A 17,135-nucleotide genomic window follows, 5' to 3' on the forward strand; every position below is an offset into this window, starting at 1 on the left:
ATGTACCGGTTTTGAACTTCAATGCAAATAACGTTGCTTTGAGGCCAACTTACCATTTGATCGGTTTTTCACTCGATCCTGGGGTCATGTCATAGGTTGGAGTAAAACCGGCATCTTGATTCTGATAGGAGGCAGGTTTTAGCTTCATCCCCACCAACACCTCTCGGCTCAAGCTTTGCGCAATTTTATCTGTACTGGAATCATTCAATGAATTATTCAGCATGTTTTGAATTGCATTGTCTGCAATAATGCGGTTGAAGGTACCTGCTGCAACAACTTTGCTGGTATTCGCCTCAATCACCCGCCAGGTTAGACGCACTTGATCTGCACCTTGATTCAGACCATACATCTGTTGGCCATTGGCAACCGAGACATCATTGATACGCCCCACCAACAAATAGTCTGCACCCACTTTCTGACCTATACGTGCCAATTCTTGCGGTGCACCATCCCAGTATAAAAACTCATTCTCGGACTGCATTTCGCTTAAATAATGACGATCCACCAAGCTCAATTGACCCGTTTGAGCCAAATAGACACCTAATTGATCAGACAATTCTGATGCAAAATCTTCTGCTGAATCCACCTTGGCAGAACGGTTATTTTTTTCATAAAATTGAAATGGCAGTACAGCAATGCGGCGTAAATGCTGATCTTGAACAGATGACTGGTACTGCACAACATGCGCACGCACTTTCGCACGGTAGTTGTTTTTTGATCCAGTCACGCTGAGCACCTGGAATTTAGTGACAGATCCTGAGCCAGTATTATCTACGCTAAAGACTGGAGAAACTTTACCCGAATAACTCCATTTATTATTGGAAACTGACATATTGACAGTTGTTTCATAATCTACACGTGAGGAAACAGTTGCACCATTCACCGATTGAACCGCAACCAACAAGGCTTCTGAAATCGCTTGATGCTGGGTAGCACCACTACCCGATGCTTCCTTAACCACTTCTTTTAATGCTGCAAATGCAGAAGTGGTCGCAGAACCAGCAAGCAATAAAGCTAAAAATATTTTATTCATCATTATTATCTTCTTAAGCAACTGTGCAATCGCACAGTTGCATATTTGAATTATAAACCGAAGGTCGAACGTTTCGACGATTTACGAATTTCTTTCTCGCTGGTCCATTCCACAATGCCGGTTTGTACATTTTGAAGTTTTAAAGTGAACTTGTAATACACATCACTTTTACCCCCTGCATTTTTTACAATGCTCGACAGGTTGCCGTTTAACATGTATTCAGCGCCAATATGACCACCGGCTTTTACCGAAGTTGCCTGGTTCACCAATCCGCTTTGCTTTTGGTATGCCAACTGCTGCGCTAATGCATTGGCAGAAGTCATATCTACAAAACGGAATTTGCCTGAATTGATGAGTTTGTTTTGAATGGTGTCAGTGATTGATTCGGTATCAATATGTTCTTGCGTTTTATTGCGGATGCGGTCTACAAACATCACTGGGCGGCGGTTTTGGGTCAATTGAACAATCACGGGAAAGGTCAACATGTCATCCACCATTTTGTCCGCAATCATCTGCAAATCGGTAGAACCGAAATCTTTAGTCAGGGTTTCAACTGACTGGGCATCTCCATAACTCACGTTATTCGAAGCACAACCGCCCAAGACCAAAGTAGCCAAAACAGTAGTAGCCAAAGTTAATTTTAATTTCATGGAAAACTTATCCTTAATCTTTTCTCAGATAGACAACAACATCAACAGCAGATGGGTTAGGTGCAATGGATTGAACGGTCTTTATTTCGCGGCCTGTTAACTGAATAGGCTTCCAGCGTGAACCTTCTGGATTCACTTCAAAGCCATTTGCATCTACCCAAACAATTTTGTATTCAAAATTACGGCTCACAAACCAGCGGTCCTTGATTGCAATCGAAGCTTTTTTCAAATCGCCAGCGTATCCCATACTGATCCGATCAACCGCAATTTGCGTGACCAGTTTTGGGTTATTGCTGACGGTTTTTACGCTATAGGTGCCATCGGCTGCAGTTTGGGTTGAGAGTGAGTTGGGTGCGGTACAACCAATAAGTGCAGCAGCCAAAAGGCTTGCCGCCCCCAGTTTTAAACATATTTTCATCATTACACTCTTTTAAAATTAACGAGTTACAGCACTTACACTGGCTGAAATTTTATTATTTATATCACTGACATAAACAAAAACGGTTTGGTTTGGATTTGCCTCAACATTAAGTGTTGTGCTAGAGGATTGTGGTCCGATAATTTTCAGATTATGTTTTCCTGGGCTCACCTCAAAACGTGCCACCTGTGTGTTACTTGGTAGCGTCGACCATGCTCTTAAATCGGCACGTTCAGTGGCAACATTCATTAAGTTTCCAGCCAGCTGCCCTAAAGATCCCAATTGCTGACCTAATTGCTGTTGCATCACGTATTTTGTCGTTGCCCGTACAATCTGACTGGTAACGGTACTGATGGTTTGTTCTTTCAGGTTTTTTACTGCCAATGCACCAATATCACTAACCAGAGCACTTTGCTGTACTTGTCGATCACCCAGCTTAATTTTTAAGCTTTTCGGCGGCATATAAGTACTCGGTTCATAGGTGGCAAATGCAATATTAACCAGCCCATTTGGCATGGGAAAAGCAAGTTTATTTTCAATCTTTTTCGGTACTGTACCCTGCTCAATAAACACAATGACGGGTACTGATTTCTGATTGTTACTTGATACTGTATCAACCCGGGTCACATCTTTGGCAACATTTGAATCACCATGTAATTCATAAGCTTTTTTAAAGTCCACCAAAGCATTATTATAGTCGCCTGTGGCTTCCCACAAATTAGCTGCCATGTAAAAAGCATAACCATTTTGATAGGTATTTTTAATTCGACCTGCAATCGGATCTAAACCAGCAAAAGCTTCATCTAAAGTTGAATAATCAATTTGTTTATCTGTCTTCTGCTTATCTTTTTTCTTAGCAAACTCTTTCTCGTGCGCCAGTTCAATTTCACGCTGAATTTGTTGTGCAACACGCATTTCTACCCCTGCAGCTTCAGCATTATTCAGCAGAATATAATTTTTTGCCTGAGAAATATGCGCTAAAACCTGTTCATAAGGAGGAACCAAATAAGGTACAACGGACTCATTACTCACCATCGAAAGGGCTTTGAACCCCATCCGGGTTACACTCACTTTACTTCTGTTGTTCTGCTGATCGATCAGCTCAAATGCCTTTTTATAAATATCCAGACTTTCTTGATATTGTTGATTGACCTGTAAAATTCTTGCTTGCTCTAAATAATATAAAACCGCATCTTTAGAATTTTTCTTGCTGTCAAACTTCGCTGCTACAGATGAACTGAGTTCTGCATTTAAAGAACTTCTAAAAAGTGATCCCTCTTCTTCATAAGTTCCAAATACCGCTGCATGTGTTTGTACAGCAAACAATGAAGTAAAGCATAAAGTGATAACTTTCTTGTTTATTTGAACCGACATAATAATATTCAACTTACTTTTTATTACATACATCATACAAATCAAAACAATATGGATCAAATCAATATTTTTCTATAAAACATATAATTATTTGACCAAATTAAGATATTTTAAATATTGATCATAAAAATTGTAAAAAATAAATAATAAATCAATATTTTATTAAGTTTTGTTAAATCAAAATAGTTATTTGAATGTGACTTTAATCTCAAAATAAAATCTTAAGCGTGAGAAAAACATAAATTTATATATTCAGCCTATAATTCCTTATAGAAATTTGTAAGGTCAATGTTATAGTCAAGAAAGCTCTAGATAGATTGACAGCTACACCAAATTTCAAACTATTTTTTTCAAATGATAGACTAAAACCCGGAGATGCTTAGATGACTAAACAATATCTGACACATCGCTGTCTCATTGCACCTCCTGATTTAGCCGATGATTTTTTTGCCAATACGGTAATTTATTTGGCACGCCATGATGAAGATGGTGCACAAGGCATTATCATTAACCGTCCATCCGGTCTTTCAATCAAGGAATTGTTGAATGACCTGGAAATTGAAGCGGACAATGTCAATCCCCATGCAGTCTTGCAAGGTGGGCCTTTGCGTCCCGAAGCCGGATTTGTACTGCATACCGGTCAACCGACCTGGCATTCATCCATTGCTGTGGGTGAAAATGTCTGTATCACCACGTCTAAAGATATCCTCGATGCCATTGCCCACAATGAAGGCGTTGGACGCTACCAAATTGCTTTGGGTTATGCCAGCTGGAGCAAAAACCAGCTGGAACAGGAAATTGCACGTGGTGACTGGCTGATCTGTGATGCTGATATGGATTTGATTTTTAACTTACCTTATGACGACCGCTGGGATGCTGCCTATAAAAAAATGGGCTTGGACCGCACCTGGCTGTCATCAGAGATTGGACATGCCTGACTTATCACAACCACACATGATTATGGCATTTGATTTCGGTACCCAAAAAATGGGCATGGCGGTGGGTCAATCCTTGATTGAAAGTGCCAATCCGCTTGCCCTGTTTCCGATGAAAGATGGCATTCCGAACTGGGATGCCTTACTGAAAATTATCAAACAGTATCAACCGACTCTATTCTTAGTCGGTTTACCGCTGAATATGGATGATACTGAATCTGAACTTTCCGCGCGTTCGCGCAAATTTGCCCGACGCTTACGCCATCAGACCAATATTGAAACCTTGATGGTGGATGAGCGTCTGACCACCCGTGAAGCACGTGATGAACTGGATCAATACCAGTCTCAAGGTCGTGGCAAGAAACTGGCGGCTGACAGCATTGCAGCTGCGCTGTTTATAGAAAGCTGGTATCGCAATCCGGTAGGTTTAACGCCTTAAAGATAAAAAAAGCATCTTTCAGGATAGTTAACAAATACCGCATTGCCGCAACAAAAGCCCTGCTCTGCCTAATTTTTTGTTATAAAGTAAGACTTATTCGTTTCTCTTTTATATGCTTTGACCAAGCAGGTACTTATGGCACTTTCTAGTTTTGGTAAGATTCTTACCGTTTTGGATCTCTTTTCAGTGTCTCGCCCAATCATTAATGTCGATATCATTAGTGAGGAATTAGGACTCTCTAAACCCACAAGTTACCGTTATTTAAAAGAATTGGTTTCGGCAGAATTATTACAACGCCTGAGTGGAACTTCAGGTGACTATACTCTCGGCTCTAAAATTGCCGTACTGGATTACATTTCCCGTACCACGGATCCTTTGGTACAGATCAGCATTCCCTTTATGCAGCAAATTGTAGAACGTACCGAATTCGGCTGTCTGCTCACGCATTTAAATTACGATTCATGTATCGATATTCATCACGAACTGTATAAAGACCTGACCACGCTTATTTATGGTCGCGGTTGTCCTCGCCCAATCTATAAAGGCTCTTCTGCCAAGGTGATTCTGGCCCATTTACCCAAACAGCGTATCTTGGATTATTACCAGCGTTTTGCGACGGAACTGTCTGAAGTCGGCTTTGCACAGAGCGAAGAAGAATTTCTGTTGCAAATGAAACAGATTAAAAAACAGGGCTATTATTTCTCGAGTGGAGAGGTCGATCCAAATCTGGCCAGTCTTTCTATTCCAGTGAAATTTTCTGCTAAGGAACCGCCTTTGGCCTTGACCCTGTTAGGCTCCAGAAACCGCTTTGAATTTACCAATTTCCAGAAGTTGATCGAAATATTGCGCGACAATGCCGATTTAATTGAAAAGAAATTTACCACCTTGACCCATCAGGAAGATACATTTTAATTTGAGGAACAGTAATATATTTTAATCTAAAAATGTTGAATTAAACATTATATTCTCATAATATGATTATCGTTCTTCAGCATCCCTTGTTCCATGATAACGTGATGCGATCTTAAAAACTCTCCTCAAGTTAAAAAAGCTCATCACAAGATGGGCTTTTTTATGCGCTTATTTCCAATACCTTACTGCTTCTGATGCGGATAAAAATAACGGAAAGTCAGGTTTATCCGTGGCTCAATAATTTTCACCGATTTTCTTAAAGTATGCTTCCAGTACTGCTGAGTCTTGCCACGCATCACCATCAGCTGACCGCCATGTAACAGCATATCGACTTTGTCTGGCTTTTGCTTGTGCTTAAAACTGAATTTTCGGGTAACCCCGAAACTTAAGGAGGCAATTACGGTTTCCCGATCTGCCTCAGAATATAATGCCGGCTCGTCATCGCTATGCCAGCCCACAGCTTGACTGCCATTTTCATATAAATTGGCAAGGCAGGAATTAAAAGAATGGTCAACCAACTTTTCAATGTGTTGCTTTAAACGAAATAATCCGGGAGTCCAGACATGGGCCTGCTTGAAGGTGCCTGAATAATGATATTGGTAATTTTCATCGCCATACCAGGCCACTTTGCGTGCCGTTTTATAATGTTGCCCATACAGCACCACTTCATCATGCTGCCAGGCCAGATGAGTTAAAAAATACTGTAAATATTGCTCGCTCTGCCCAGCCGTCAAAATCAGGCCAAAGTCTTCTACCACCCCATCACAAGGTAACAGATTGGTCCGGGCTTCTGGCTCAAACAATTCAAAGTTCATCGGCAAAAATGCATCGTCTAAAATAAATGTAAAATTCACTTTATTTTAGCGGATGATTTCTGTTCACAATTCAAAACATTGTATGCGCTTGTGACAGGGGCAGATCGGGCTTAGACTCAAATCAAAATTGAAAATAAAAATTGCATATGAATATATGGCACTTATTTCAAAAACTTCGTCCTTTTGTCCAGCCTTATCGCTCACTGGTCGTCGCCACCCTAATTTTAACCCTGATTGGCTCCCTCACAGCTCAGGTCAATGCACTTACTTTACGCTATGCAGTCGACAGCATTAACCGGCTGATTGAATCCGGTTTGGGACTGGCTGAGGGCTGGCATATTCTGCTCACCATCTCCGCGATTTTATTGGCTAAGGAAGTCATCAATGCCTTGGTGCAGTTTGGACAAAAATTTTATGGCGAAAAGCTGCGTATTTTTGTTTCACAGGACTTGGCTCAAGGCATTATTGAAAAATTCCTGACTTATCGGCTGGCTTTTTTTAATGCAGACAATAACCAGGCCGGTAAATTGCAAACCCGGATTGACCGCGGGATTGGCTCCCTCACCCGGCTGGTTCAGATCTTCTTTATTGATATTTTACCGTTATTTAGCAGCGCAATTGTGGCATTAGGCCTGATGTTTTATGCCAATGCCTATGTCGGTCTGGTTGCGCTGTGTATTGTGCCGATTTACTTTTGGCTGACCTATAAACAGGCACAAAAACTCGGCGGGTGGCGGCGTAATTTACGTGATGGCCGCGAGAAAAAGAGCCAGGGAATCTTAAGTATTATTAACTCGATTACCGTCATTAAATCCTTTAACCGCGAGTCCATCGAGTCAGACAAACAGCTTAAATTACAAAAAGAACTGACCCAGAATCAGATGCAGACCCGGCAAACCAGTTTTTGTTTGATGGCTTAAAAACCTTTATTGAACAGATTGGCATCGTGCTGATTATTATCCTGACCGCTTATTTTGTGCTGAATGGGCAAATGAGTATCGGCATGATCATGTATCACGTGCTGCTATTCAACAATGTTTCTGCCCCAATTCGCTCGTTGCATCGCATTTATGATGAAGTGAATGACGCCATGATTTACTCGGAAAGCTTTTTCAGGATTCTGGAAGCCGATCATGAAATTGAGCCAAGCGGCACTCTAAAGCCCGCCATTCATGGACTATTTGAACTGAAAAATGTCGAGTTTTATTATCCCAATGGTCACCATGCTTTAAAAAATATCAACATGCTGATTCAGCCGAATAAAATCACTGCCTTGGTGGGATTGTCCGGTGCAGGAAAATCCACGCTGATCAGTTTACTGGATAAATTTTACCAGCCAGCTTCTGGACAGATCAAACTGGATGGTATCCATCTGGAACAGATCGATACCCAATATCTGCGCGATCACATTGGTTTGGTGCTACAAAAAAACCATATTTTTCAGGGAAGTATTTTTGAAAATATCCGTTATGGCAAGACCGATGCAAGTCTGGAACAAGTGATGGATGCTGCCAAAAAAGCGTCTATCCATGAACAGATTTTACAGCTTCCGCAAGGCTATGATGCAGATGCCTTGCAGCTTTCCGGTGGACAGCAGCAGCGCATTGCGCTTGCCCGCATGTTCCTGAAAAATCCGCCGATTATTTTTCTGGATGAACCCACGGCCAGTCTGGATGCGATTGCCTCGGAGCAAATCAAGCACAGTCTGGACCAAATCAAGCAAGGCCGTACCGTCATTATTATTTCGCATAGTTTATCGCAGATTATTGATGCCGATTACACCTATGTGATGAAAGAAGGTCATATTGCCGAGCACGGCGAACATGAGGCGCTCTACCATCAGGACGGGGTGTATAAGCAAATTTTTGATGCGATGGCCAAAAGCCTGAATATTGAAAAGATTGCCAAGACCTTTGAAGAAGATGCCGAGGAAGAAACCCATAGCTAAATACCTAAGACGAAAAGCCTTTTCATCTCCAGTATGATCCCTATGGAAAGGTCTTCTCCAAAAATAACTTTCCGCTAGTCAAAACAAGGGAAGCTGGTAAATCGATGACATTCATATCCTGGGCCTGGATTAAAAACGCATAATCCATTCCCCTTTGATATAGCGATAATTGTAATCTGGACCGTAGAAAGAAGCACTGCGGTTGTAACCGGCATTCATACGAAGAAACTGTGACCCGTGAACAGGGCTTTGCAGGTTCAGTTCAAATAACCGGGTAGATTGGCTTGATTCCTGATTGATTTTTTCACGCCCAAAGCCTGCCGTTAAACCTGCTGACCATCCGGCAAAACGCTGACGCCAACCGAGGGCCAGCATTGATTCTTCATAATCCTGAGGGTTGAAATATTGCCTGCCCACATCTTCTTCAGTACTCCGGTAGGTGCGATATCGCGCCTGAAGCGTCAGTCCCAAGTCCAGTGAAGGCTGATAGATCAATCGAAGACGGCCATGATCACGGCGGTTATCATCTGAGAAGAATTGTGTCCCTGCAACACCAACCAGGGTGACATGCTCACCGATTCCCTGATCCAGTGCAGCACCCACAAAGGTAAAATTCGTTCCAGCATCGAGAGCGGCTTGGGTTTCAACCCAGTCACGATTGGCAAAAAGCTCTAATGCCGTCTTTTCTGCAAGCGCTGTACGGTAACTGCCATCAAAGGTAAACAAGGTATGATCCCCTTGGTCAAATACCCCTGCTTCCACTGCCCAGCCATTCGCTGTAGCGGATTCAATGTGACGTCCAATAAATGAAATTTTCTGGCCATCTCGCTGCCATTCATCCGCCCTATACTGATAAGCACTTCCCCGGACACCTAAATAATGGTCAGCATCTTCATATCGAGGCAAAAATTCAGCTGATAATTTACGGGTTTGGAAGCCTTCGCTATCATCACTGAAAAAGAATTCCGTTCCGGCCGCACGTTCACTTGGGGCCTGCTCTTGCTCTAATTCGCTTGCCAGGCTGGGTGTCGTGATGCTGATAAGCAAAGGAACAAGCATATAGATGGTAATTTTTGTGTTTTTCATTTTGTTCCCCATGTTTTTCGTGTTCTTAATAATTCATCCAGATACCCTAAAATACTGGCAGGCTGTAGCAAGAAACTATACATGAGTACATACAGCAAAAAGCCACTGAAGTTTTTCCGTACCTTGAGTTCGAGATCGTCAAACATTCTGCGTTCAATCGAGTAATTTAATAAGCCGAGCAAAAATGCCATAGGTAACAATGCCAGGGTCATAATACCCACAATCCAGTAATGTCCAAAACAGGCCAGAATGATTCCGGGTATGAAGCCAAAGGTAAAAGCAATATCTAACCAGGGGAAAACCAGGTTCCAGTAAATAAAAAACGTGGATAATCTCGGTTTGATTAAAATGGTGGGATGTTTGATAAAGGCTTCAATCATGCCACGTGCCCAACGCTGACGCTGTTTAATAAACACTTTAAGTGTTGTGGGCGCATTGGTAAACATACAGGCATCCTCACAATGCCCCACACGATAGCCGGCCTTCAACAAGGCCCAGGTGAGTACAATATCTTCACCGACACATTCGGGCCATCCACCGACCTCAATCAAGGCATTGCGGTCATAAATAGAGAAAGCCCCTTGAGCCACCAGGGTCCCCTGATACAGGGACTGCATACGCTTGGTCGCCGCAATCCCCAGAAAATAGTCCCATTCCTGAGTTTTGGTCAGCAAATTCTCACGCGAGTTGCGCACCAGAATCTTGCCCGCGACCGCACGTGTGTTGGGTGGATCGGCCTTATAACGTTCGACAATATTGATTAATGCGACTCGATGTAAATAAGAATCGGCATCTACGGTAATCACCAAGTCATGTTCCGCAAGTTTCAGACCTTCATTTAATGCATGCGCCTTACCTGCATTTTTCTTTAAATCAAGTAAAGTCAGCCAGGGATATTTTTGCTGTGCCTTTCGGACAATGGCTGCGGTTTCATCCTGAGAACCGTCATTAATCACAATGACTTGCAGGGGACCCGGGTATTTTTGGAGACCAATACTCACTAAAGTATCTTGTATTGAGGCGGCTTCATTATAAGCAGCGACCAGCATGGTAATACCCGGATAAGTAGACAATGGCTGTCTTTTGGGTCTTCGATCCATCATCAAGCTTAAAGCCGCAAATGAATTCATAAAGCCCGGAATAATGGCAATGCCATAAATCAGGAAAACAGCTGCAAAATGGCCTATATGTCGGCTGAGATCATACATCCAGTTCTGGGCAATCCATATGGAAAAGACTGTCCAAAAACAGGCACCGATGAGAGCGACAATAAACTTTAACTGCACAGAAAAGTAAATTTGAGAAGCTTCTCTTTTACTTTCATCAATGATCATGAATATTCTCTAAATATTTCACCCAATAAAATTTGTGCAGAATTATTTTTAGTAAAGTCCGGAAGTGTTGCAACAGATCATGACTTTAGGTGCCTATAGGGAGTTTTAGATACCCATGAAATCATTATTTCGCCAAGAGCAAATTTTGCTTTCTATTAAAAACAACCTGCATTTTGTATAATAATATATCACTTTGTATATTTTTTGATAAATAAGTCACACTTTTTTAAGATAATTTGTATTGCCTATTTCAAGTTATTGTTTTCTATACACTCTATTAATAAAGATTTTTAAGCTAGGGAGTTATTAAGCCCCCCCCCTGCTGATAAAGAAATTTTTGAAACAAAAAAGCCTGCAAATTGCAGGCTTTTTATTTAATTATTCTAGTAATTAACGCTGAACTTTTTGTTCAATCTCTTCTACGCTGGTATGGCGTACATCTAAACCCTTGACCATATAAATGACTTGTTCAGAAATATTGCGGGCATGGTCGCCAATCCGTTCCAGAGAACGCAGCACCCACATCACATTGATGACCCGGGAAATATGCCGCGGATCTTCAATCATATACGTCATTAAAGTACGGGTCGCAGACTGGTATTCACGGTCAATATCGGCATCGGCCAGCAGCACACGCAAAGCCTGATCGACATCCAGACGGGCAAAGGCATCCAGGGCGTCATGAATCATCACCCGAACCTGATTGCCAATATGACGGGTTTCCATATAACCACGCGGTGAACTGCCCTCTTCACATAAATTTTGTGCAATACGGGCAATTTTTGCCGCTTCATCACCAATACGTTCCAGGTCAGTATTGGCCTTGGACATGGCAATGACCATACGCAAATCAATTGCAGCAGGATGACGGCGTGCCAGAATCAGGGTCAAGGCTTCATCAATCTCGGTTTCCATACGATTGACCACATTGTCCTGAAATTGCACCTCAATCGCTAAAGTGGCATCGGTATCCAACAAGGCATGAATACTGTTGGCCACTTGCTGTTCGACCAGGCCCCCCATGGTCATGAATTTGGTATTTACATCTTGCAAATCTTCATTAAATTGCGAAGAAATATGGTGATTTAACACCGGATTATTTGGCAAGGGACGTACTCCACAACAGCGATTTTAAAATGAATGATTGTGTTCAATATTAAAGCATATCAACTATGAAGTTTTTATGACAAAAACTGCAAGATTAGCCGGCCGGCTTGAACGACTTGTCAACCAGCCAGGCATTCATTTCTTCAAGGTCTTTTTCGGTCAATTTACCGACCGATGCTTTTAAACGCAGCACATTAATCAAATAATCATATTTTGCGTTTAAATAATCCTGTTTGGCAGAAAAAGCATTGCGTTGGGCCAGCAGCACATCGACCATGGTTTTTAAGCCTTCCTGATATTGTGCCTGAGAGGCCCGGGAAACCACTTCCGAGGAATCCATGGCAGCTTTTCGTGCCTGCAATTTGGCTTGATCGGTTTCTACCTGCATATAAGATTTTTTCACATCGGTATTGGCCTTGCGAATCGCAGCATCCAGTTGAGATTCGCTTTTTTTCACGTTCACCGCGGCTTTTTGAATGGATTTCTGTGTTCTGCCCCCGGTATAAACGTTCCAGTTCATCTCTACGCCAATCTGGTCAAACTTGCCATCGCTGGACACCACATTTTGCGGGGACTGCTTGATATAACCATACGTCCCTACCGCCTCAATTTGTGGATATAAGGCGGCTTTTTCTACCCGCTTCTGGTCTTCTGCATAATGCTGCTGTATGCGTGCCTGCTGAACAGAAAGATTCTGGCTGAGTGCCAGCGCTGTCCAGGCATCCAGATCTGCTGGATAAGGCTTCTGAAATTGAAAATCGTCCCGGAGTACGGCTAGACTTTCTTGATAGGGTCCGATTAACTGGGACAGTTGTTCCTGTGCCAAAACCAGTTGCACATGCGTGGCAATTCGGTTGGCCCGGGCACTTTCATATTGTGCATTGGCCTCACTGACATCGCTTTTTGCCACTAGGCCTTCTTTCAGTTTGGCATTCATGACATTCAGCTGTTCGAACAGAGCTTTTTCTTCCTGAAGATTGGCTACGGTTAAACTCTGCTGACGCAATACATTAAAATAACTTTCAGAAACATTTAAAATGTGTTCCTGGCGCTGCAATTGTAAAGTGATTTCACTCAGGCTGACGGACGTTTTGACCTGTTTTAAACCTTCCCAGACATCCCAGCGGAAGATCGGCTGGCGTGCAGTAATGGCAATTTGTCGAGTGGTGGACGATGAAGCCGCAAATGCATCGGAAGGAAAACCCGGTATAGTGCTGTCACTGGTCTGCTGGCTTTTACGCGCCACATTTCCAGAAATAGTCACCGTTGGCAGTAAATTCCCTTTGGCAATGCCGAAATTGAGTTGATCTGCTTCATACTGTAAAAGATTGGCTTGCCAATTGGGATCGCTGTTTTTTGCCCGCTGATAGGCTTCCACCAAATCTAAAGCATGACTCCATGAGCTGAACAACAACGCCCATGCACCAATGAGTATTTTAATATCCATTTTTTATAGTAAATCCCTACTAGCGACCCGCGACCATCCATAGACACGCATATTTATAATAAAAACTATGCAATATTAAAATGATCTTCTCAATTTTCCGTATGATTTTTATTAATTTTTACCTTCTGTACATGCTTGATCCATCGGCCTTCATCGAACTTGTCCATCATCACAGCGCGTAACCAAAACCCTCCACAACACTACAAAAACAAAGACTTTTTCAGTTATACAATACCCGCATACCCTACAAATCATTGCCGCATATACCCGATATAGAATGACTGTGCCTTTAAAAACAAATTTTTCTGTTAAGCAATGCTTTCCTTTGTTTATTTTTATCCTTCTCATCGGGTGTCAAAAACCCGAGCCTCAACCTATCCCAGAACAGGTACAAAAACAATCACAACAAGATGAAACGGTAGATTTAACGTTATTATGCAAAAATCTTGAAAAAAACATGCTGGCCATTAATGCCGAACGCACCACTTTTGCACTGGAACAGATTAATCAGGATCTCAAGTTATGCTTGCCGCTGTCGACATTAGCGGAACAACAACATTTATTAAAACTGTCCAATCAAATGTACGACAGCTTTCTCAGCGTGGATAGAACCGCGTCACAACAAGTCGCTTTTGAAGCATATGCTTTTGATTTATCGCAGCATCCGACCATTCAACAACACCATTTTGAACAACTGAATTTACGTGATCAATATCTATTAAAACATAAAGGGCAAGCCTATATAGAGTTATATGATCGCGGTAAAGGCCAGATTAATTATCGCCGCAGTCCTGAATATTTAGCCAGAATTTTTGCGCCTTATATGCCGCCAGCCGAACAGGTCTTTATCGAAAATTTGGCTAGCCAAAATATGCTACCGGTATTTTCAGATCAAATCCTAATTATTGAACCGCACGAAATTGTGTCCCGAGCTTTATTTTGGGAAGATTATTTAAATCAATATCCAAAGAGCAGCTATCGCAAAGATGCTGAGTATCTTTTACAGATGTATACCCTGTTTTTATTTAAAGGCATGAGTGATTCACCTGTCTCGGATACTTATCTGGATCAATATGCCATCCAAAGTAGTTCGCTGGATGAAATTGAAAAATTAGCCCAGGTCAAAAATTCACATTTAGCCGTTCAAGCGAACAAGTTTCTGCAATTTCTGCAATTATCTGAACAGCAGCGTTTAAAAGAAATTCCAGTCCAGCTCAGCCCTAAAGAACAACAGTCGATGTCTGAAAAGCAGCTTGCACTCAAACAGTTAGATGAATATTTAGGTCTACAAAATCTAAGCCTTTCCAACCCGCGCGACTGTTTTAGTGATGCGGTTTGTCTTTAAGCCTGGGTCGCTCTCCCTGTTCAATACCCCAGGCAAAAGCGATATTTTATGTGAATGTTTTTTTGTGGTTCGGCATGTTAAGATGACGCATAGCTTGACGGAGCGCGAGTAATAACTTGCTGAGATCACCTAAATTCTATATGCAGCTATGGCATTTGATGGTGAGTACCGTTGAACCTGATCAGGTTAAGACCTGCGTAGGAATCAAGCCATCAAAAAACCTAAGCCTTCAATTTATCCATGCTGATTTTTACAATCAATCTATCCGGATAAAACAGCCACGTTTTTGGTCGTGCTTGATTCGTTGATGTCATTCACAAGGATCATTACCATGGACCAATTAACGAATCGCTCTGCAACAGATATTTCCGCTCAACATGAGCAAGATGCCAAAGATCTCACCCGAATTTTACCCGCTTCCAGAAAAGTCTACATTCAAGGTTCACGTAGCGACATTCAGGTTCCCATGCGTGAAATTTCCCTGACCGAGACCCCAACCGGTCTGGGTGGCGAACACAATCCGGCCATTATGGTCTATGACACGTCAGGCGTTTATACCGACCCGAACGTGGCCATTAACCTGAATAAAGGTTTGCCCAATGTGCGTGAAACATGGATTGAGGAACGCCAGGATACGGAACGCTTAGATACACTGAGCTCTGCTTTTGGACAGGAACGCCTGAAAGATATTCGCACGGCAGACATCCGCTTTGCCCATATTCAAAAACCGCGCCGTGCCAAAGCGGGTAAAAATGTGACCCAGATGCACTATGCACGTCAGGGCATCATTACCCCGGAAATGGAATATATCGCCATTCGTGAAAATCAGCGCCAGCAGGAAGGTGTGGATGCACGCCAGCATGCCGGGCAAAACTTCGGGGCCAAAAACCTGACCGAAATTACCCCTGAATTCGTGCGTCAGGAAGTCGCGGAAGGCCGTGCCATTATTCCGGCCAATATTAACCATCCTGAAATTGAGCCGATGATTATCGGGCGTAATTTCCTGGTGAAAATCAATGCCAACATTGGCAACTCTGCCCTCGGTTCAAGCATTGATGAAGAAGTGGCGAAAATGACCTGGGCAACCCGCTGGGGCGCAGACACCATTATGGATTTGTCGACCGGCAAAAATATTCATGAAACCCGTGAATGGATTATCCGCAACTCTCCGGTACCAATTGGTACAGTCCCGATTTATCAGGCGCTGGAAAAAGTAAATGGTGTGGCCGAAGACCTGACTTGGGAAATCTTTAAAGACACCCTGATTGAACAGGCCGAACAGGGCGTGGACTATTTCACCATTCATGCCGGTGTGCTTTTAAGATATGTACCTTTAACTGCCAATCGCTTAACCGGAATTGTCTCCCGCGGCGGTTCCATCATGGCACAGTGGTGTCTGGCGCATCATCAGGAAAATTTCCTCTATACGCATTTTGATGAAATCTGCGAAATTATGAAAGCCTATGATGTGTCCTTCAGCCTGGGGGATGGCTTGCGTCCGGGCTGTATTCAGGATGCCAATGACGAAGCACAGTTTAGTGAACTGCGTACTTTGGGCGAACTGACTCATCGTGCCTGGGAGCATGATGTACAGGTGATGATTGAAGGTCCCGGGCATGTACCGATGCACATGATCAAGGAAAATATGGATCTGCAACTGGAAGTGTGCAAGGAAGCGCCTTTCTATACTCTGGGCCCTTTAACCACCGATATTGCTCCGGGCTATGACCATATTACTTCAGCGATTGGTGCTGCCATGATTGGCTGGTACGGTACGGCCATGCTGTGCTATGTCACACCTAAAGAGCATTTAGGCCTGCCGAACAAGAAAGATGTCAAAGATGGCATCATCACCTATAAAATTGCCGCCCATGCCGCCGATCTGGCTAAGGGACATCCGGGTTCGCAGGTGCGTGATAATGCCTTATCCAAAGCGCGTTTCGAATTCCGCTGGGAAGATCAGTTCAATTTGAGTCTGGACCCGGATACTGCACGCAGTATGCATGATGAAACCATGCCGAAAGAAGCGCACAAATCGGCACATTTCTGTTCCATGTGTGGTCCTAAATTCTGTTCCATGAAAATCACTCAAAATGTGAGAGATTATGCGAAAAATCAAAGTAACGAGGGACAGCGCCAAGAACAGGATACAGAGATTGAAGCAGGTTTGAATGCCATGAAAACCAGCTATCATGAACATGGTCAAAAATTATACCACAAGCTGTAATTCTGAAAAAAAAATCTTTTATTTTCATGAAATTCTCAGTTAGGATGAGTGTATGATTTTCATCC

The 17,135-nt window shown here is 42.7% G+C and carries 14 protein-coding genes, 1 pseudogene and 1 riboswitch; of the genes and pseudogenes, 6 read left to right on the top strand and 9 right to left on the bottom strand.

The window, feature by feature from the left end; genetic code table 11:
• Window positions 1-49 precede the first annotated feature (49 nt).
• From BLP85_RS05810 to BLP85_RS05825, 4 genes are read right to left on the bottom strand one after another with little or no spacing between them, the layout of a single operon-like run.
• The gene (locus BLP85_RS05810; protein ID WP_092819244.1) at window positions 50-1,033 is read right to left on the bottom strand and encodes a CsgG/HfaB family protein; all 984 of its coding nucleotides are present in this window, start codon (window positions 1,031-1,033) and stop codon (window positions 50-52) included.
• Window positions 1,034-1,083: 50 nt separating this feature from the next.
• Window positions 1,084-1,683 (bottom strand): penicillin-binding protein activator LpoB, encoded by a 600-nt coding sequence (lpoB, locus tag BLP85_RS05815; RefSeq protein ID WP_086174116.1) that lies wholly within the window; start codon window positions 1,681-1,683, stop codon window positions 1,084-1,086.
• A 13-nt stretch (window positions 1,684-1,696) separates the two neighbouring features.
• Window positions 1,697-2,104 carry a DUF1425 domain-containing protein gene (locus BLP85_RS05820; protein WP_228143249.1) on the bottom strand — a complete coding sequence of 136 codons (408 nt, stop codon included), beginning with the start codon at window positions 2,102-2,104 and terminating at the stop codon, window positions 1,697-1,699.
• Between the two features lie 15 nt (window positions 2,105-2,119).
• On the bottom strand, window positions 2,120-3,535 hold the full coding sequence (locus tag BLP85_RS05825) for a hypothetical protein (protein WP_228143250.1): 1,416 nt from the start codon (window positions 3,533-3,535) through the stop codon (window positions 2,120-2,122).
• 323 nt (window positions 3,536-3,858) lie between these two features.
• Between BLP85_RS05825 and BLP85_RS05830 the strand changes: the two genes are divergently transcribed.
• The 3 genes from BLP85_RS05830 (at window position 3,859) to BLP85_RS05840 (ending at window position 5,761) form a co-directional block, all read left to right on the top strand.
• Entirely contained in the window at window positions 3,859-4,413 is a 555-nt protein-coding gene (locus BLP85_RS05830; protein WP_092819184.1) for a YqgE/AlgH family protein, read from the top strand.
• Window positions 4,406-4,849: a Holliday junction resolvase RuvX gene (gene ruvX, locus BLP85_RS05835; protein WP_092819185.1), complete on the top strand. Its 444-nt coding sequence runs from the start codon at window positions 4,406-4,408 to the stop codon at window positions 4,847-4,849. The genes BLP85_RS05830 and ruvX overlap by 8 nt, the downstream gene beginning before the upstream one ends.
• A 135-nt stretch (window positions 4,850-4,984) precedes the next feature.
• Window positions 4,985-5,761: an IclR family transcriptional regulator gene (locus BLP85_RS05840; RefSeq protein ID WP_092819186.1), complete on the top strand. Its 777-nt coding sequence runs from the start codon at window positions 4,985-4,987 to the stop codon at window positions 5,759-5,761.
• 182 nt (window positions 5,762-5,943) lie between these two features.
• On the opposite strand, the gene BLP85_RS05845 is transcribed toward BLP85_RS05840, so the two are convergent.
• Window positions 5,944-6,576 (bottom strand): alpha-ketoglutarate-dependent dioxygenase AlkB family protein, encoded by a 633-nt coding sequence (locus BLP85_RS05845; RefSeq protein ID WP_092819245.1) that lies wholly within the window; start codon window positions 6,574-6,576, stop codon window positions 5,944-5,946.
• Between the two features lie 146 nt (window positions 6,577-6,722).
• Between BLP85_RS05845 and BLP85_RS05850 the strand changes: the two are divergent.
• Window positions 6,723-8,524: pseudogene (locus BLP85_RS05850) on the top strand (ABC transporter ATP-binding protein).
• 129 nt (window positions 8,525-8,653) lie between these two features.
• On the opposite strand, the gene BLP85_RS05855 reads toward BLP85_RS05850, so the two are convergent.
• From BLP85_RS05855 to abuO, 4 genes are all read right to left on the bottom strand, one after another.
• Window positions 8,654-9,610, bottom strand: a complete 957-nt coding sequence (locus BLP85_RS05855; RefSeq protein ID WP_171259657.1) for a hypothetical protein — start codon at window positions 9,608-9,610, stop codon at window positions 8,654-8,656.
• Window positions 9,607-10,944, bottom strand: coding sequence for a glycosyltransferase family 2 protein (locus tag BLP85_RS05860; protein ID WP_228143251.1), 1,338 nt, complete (start codon window positions 10,942-10,944; stop codon window positions 9,607-9,609). Before BLP85_RS05860 ends, BLP85_RS05855 begins: the two co-directional genes overlap by 4 nt.
• 390 nt (window positions 10,945-11,334) lie before the next feature.
• Complete coding sequence (gene phoU / locus BLP85_RS05865) at window positions 11,335-12,051, bottom strand: phosphate signaling complex protein PhoU (RefSeq protein ID WP_092819188.1); 717 nt, start codon at window positions 12,049-12,051, stop codon at window positions 11,335-11,337.
• Window positions 12,052-12,145: 94 nt separating this feature from the next.
• The gene (gene abuO / locus BLP85_RS05870) at window positions 12,146-13,498 is read right to left on the bottom strand and encodes a multidrug efflux outer membrane protein AbuO (RefSeq protein ID WP_092819189.1); all 1,353 of its coding nucleotides are present in this window, start codon (window positions 13,496-13,498) and stop codon (window positions 12,146-12,148) included.
• Window positions 13,499-13,775: 277 nt separating this feature from the next.
• Here abuO and BLP85_RS05875 point away from each other — a divergent pair, with 277 nt between their 5' ends.
• Both BLP85_RS05875 and thiC read left to right on the top strand, forming a co-directional pair.
• Window positions 13,776-14,843 carry a hypothetical protein gene (locus BLP85_RS05875; RefSeq protein ID WP_171259658.1) on the top strand — a complete coding sequence of 356 codons (1,068 nt, stop codon included), beginning with the start codon at window positions 13,776-13,778 and terminating at the stop codon, window positions 14,841-14,843.
• 88 nt (window positions 14,844-14,931) lie between these two features.
• A riboswitch (TPP riboswitch) is annotated at window positions 14,932-15,064 on the top strand.
• Between the two features lie 110 nt (window positions 15,065-15,174).
• A complete protein-coding gene (thiC, locus tag BLP85_RS05880; protein WP_092819190.1) occupies window positions 15,175-17,070 on the top strand; it encodes a phosphomethylpyrimidine synthase ThiC in 1,896 nt (631 codons plus the stop codon).
• The last annotated feature ends 65 nt before the right edge of the window (window positions 17,071-17,135 follow it).

The organism is Acinetobacter kookii, from assembly GCF_900096895.1.
Classification (GTDB): domain Bacteria; phylum Pseudomonadota; class Gammaproteobacteria; order Pseudomonadales; family Moraxellaceae; genus Acinetobacter; species Acinetobacter kookii.

What these genes read in the sequence shown, in the direction of transcription:
- BLP85_RS05810 (WP_092819244.1), bottom strand. Translation starts at nt 1,033, where the DNA reads ATGAATAAAATATTTTTAGCTTTATTGCTTGCTGGTTCTGCGACCACT.
- lpoB (WP_086174116.1), bottom strand. Translation starts at nt 1,683, where the DNA reads ATGAAATTAAAATTAACTTTGGCTACTACTGTTTTGGCTACTTTGGTC.
- BLP85_RS05820 (WP_228143249.1), bottom strand. Translation starts at nt 2,104, where the DNA reads ATGATGAAAATATGTTTAAAACTGGGGGCGGCAAGCCTTTTGGCTGCT.
- BLP85_RS05830 (WP_092819184.1), top strand. Translation starts at nt 3,859, where the DNA reads ATGACTAAACAATATCTGACACATCGCTGTCTCATTGCACCTCCTGAT.
- ruvX (WP_092819185.1), top strand. Translation starts at nt 4,406, where the DNA reads ATGCCTGACTTATCACAACCACACATGATTATGGCATTTGATTTCGGT.
- BLP85_RS05840 (WP_092819186.1), top strand. Translation starts at nt 4,985, where the DNA reads ATGGCACTTTCTAGTTTTGGTAAGATTCTTACCGTTTTGGATCTCTTT.
- BLP85_RS05845 (WP_092819245.1), bottom strand. Translation starts at nt 6,576, where the DNA reads ATGAACTTTGAATTGTTTGAGCCAGAAGCCCGGACCAATCTGTTACCT.
- BLP85_RS05855 (WP_171259657.1), bottom strand. Translation starts at nt 9,610, where the DNA reads ATGAAAAACACAAAAATTACCATCTATATGCTTGTTCCTTTGCTTATC.
- BLP85_RS05860 (WP_228143251.1), bottom strand. Translation starts at nt 10,944, where the DNA reads ATGATCATTGATGAAAGTAAAAGAGAAGCTTCTCAAATTTACTTTTCT.
- abuO (WP_092819189.1), bottom strand. Translation starts at nt 13,498, where the DNA reads ATGGATATTAAAATACTCATTGGTGCATGGGCGTTGTTGTTCAGCTCA.
- BLP85_RS05875 (WP_171259658.1), top strand. Translation starts at nt 13,776, where the DNA reads ATGACTGTGCCTTTAAAAACAAATTTTTCTGTTAAGCAATGCTTTCCT.
- thiC (WP_092819190.1), top strand. Translation starts at nt 15,175, where the DNA reads ATGGACCAATTAACGAATCGCTCTGCAACAGATATTTCCGCTCAACAT.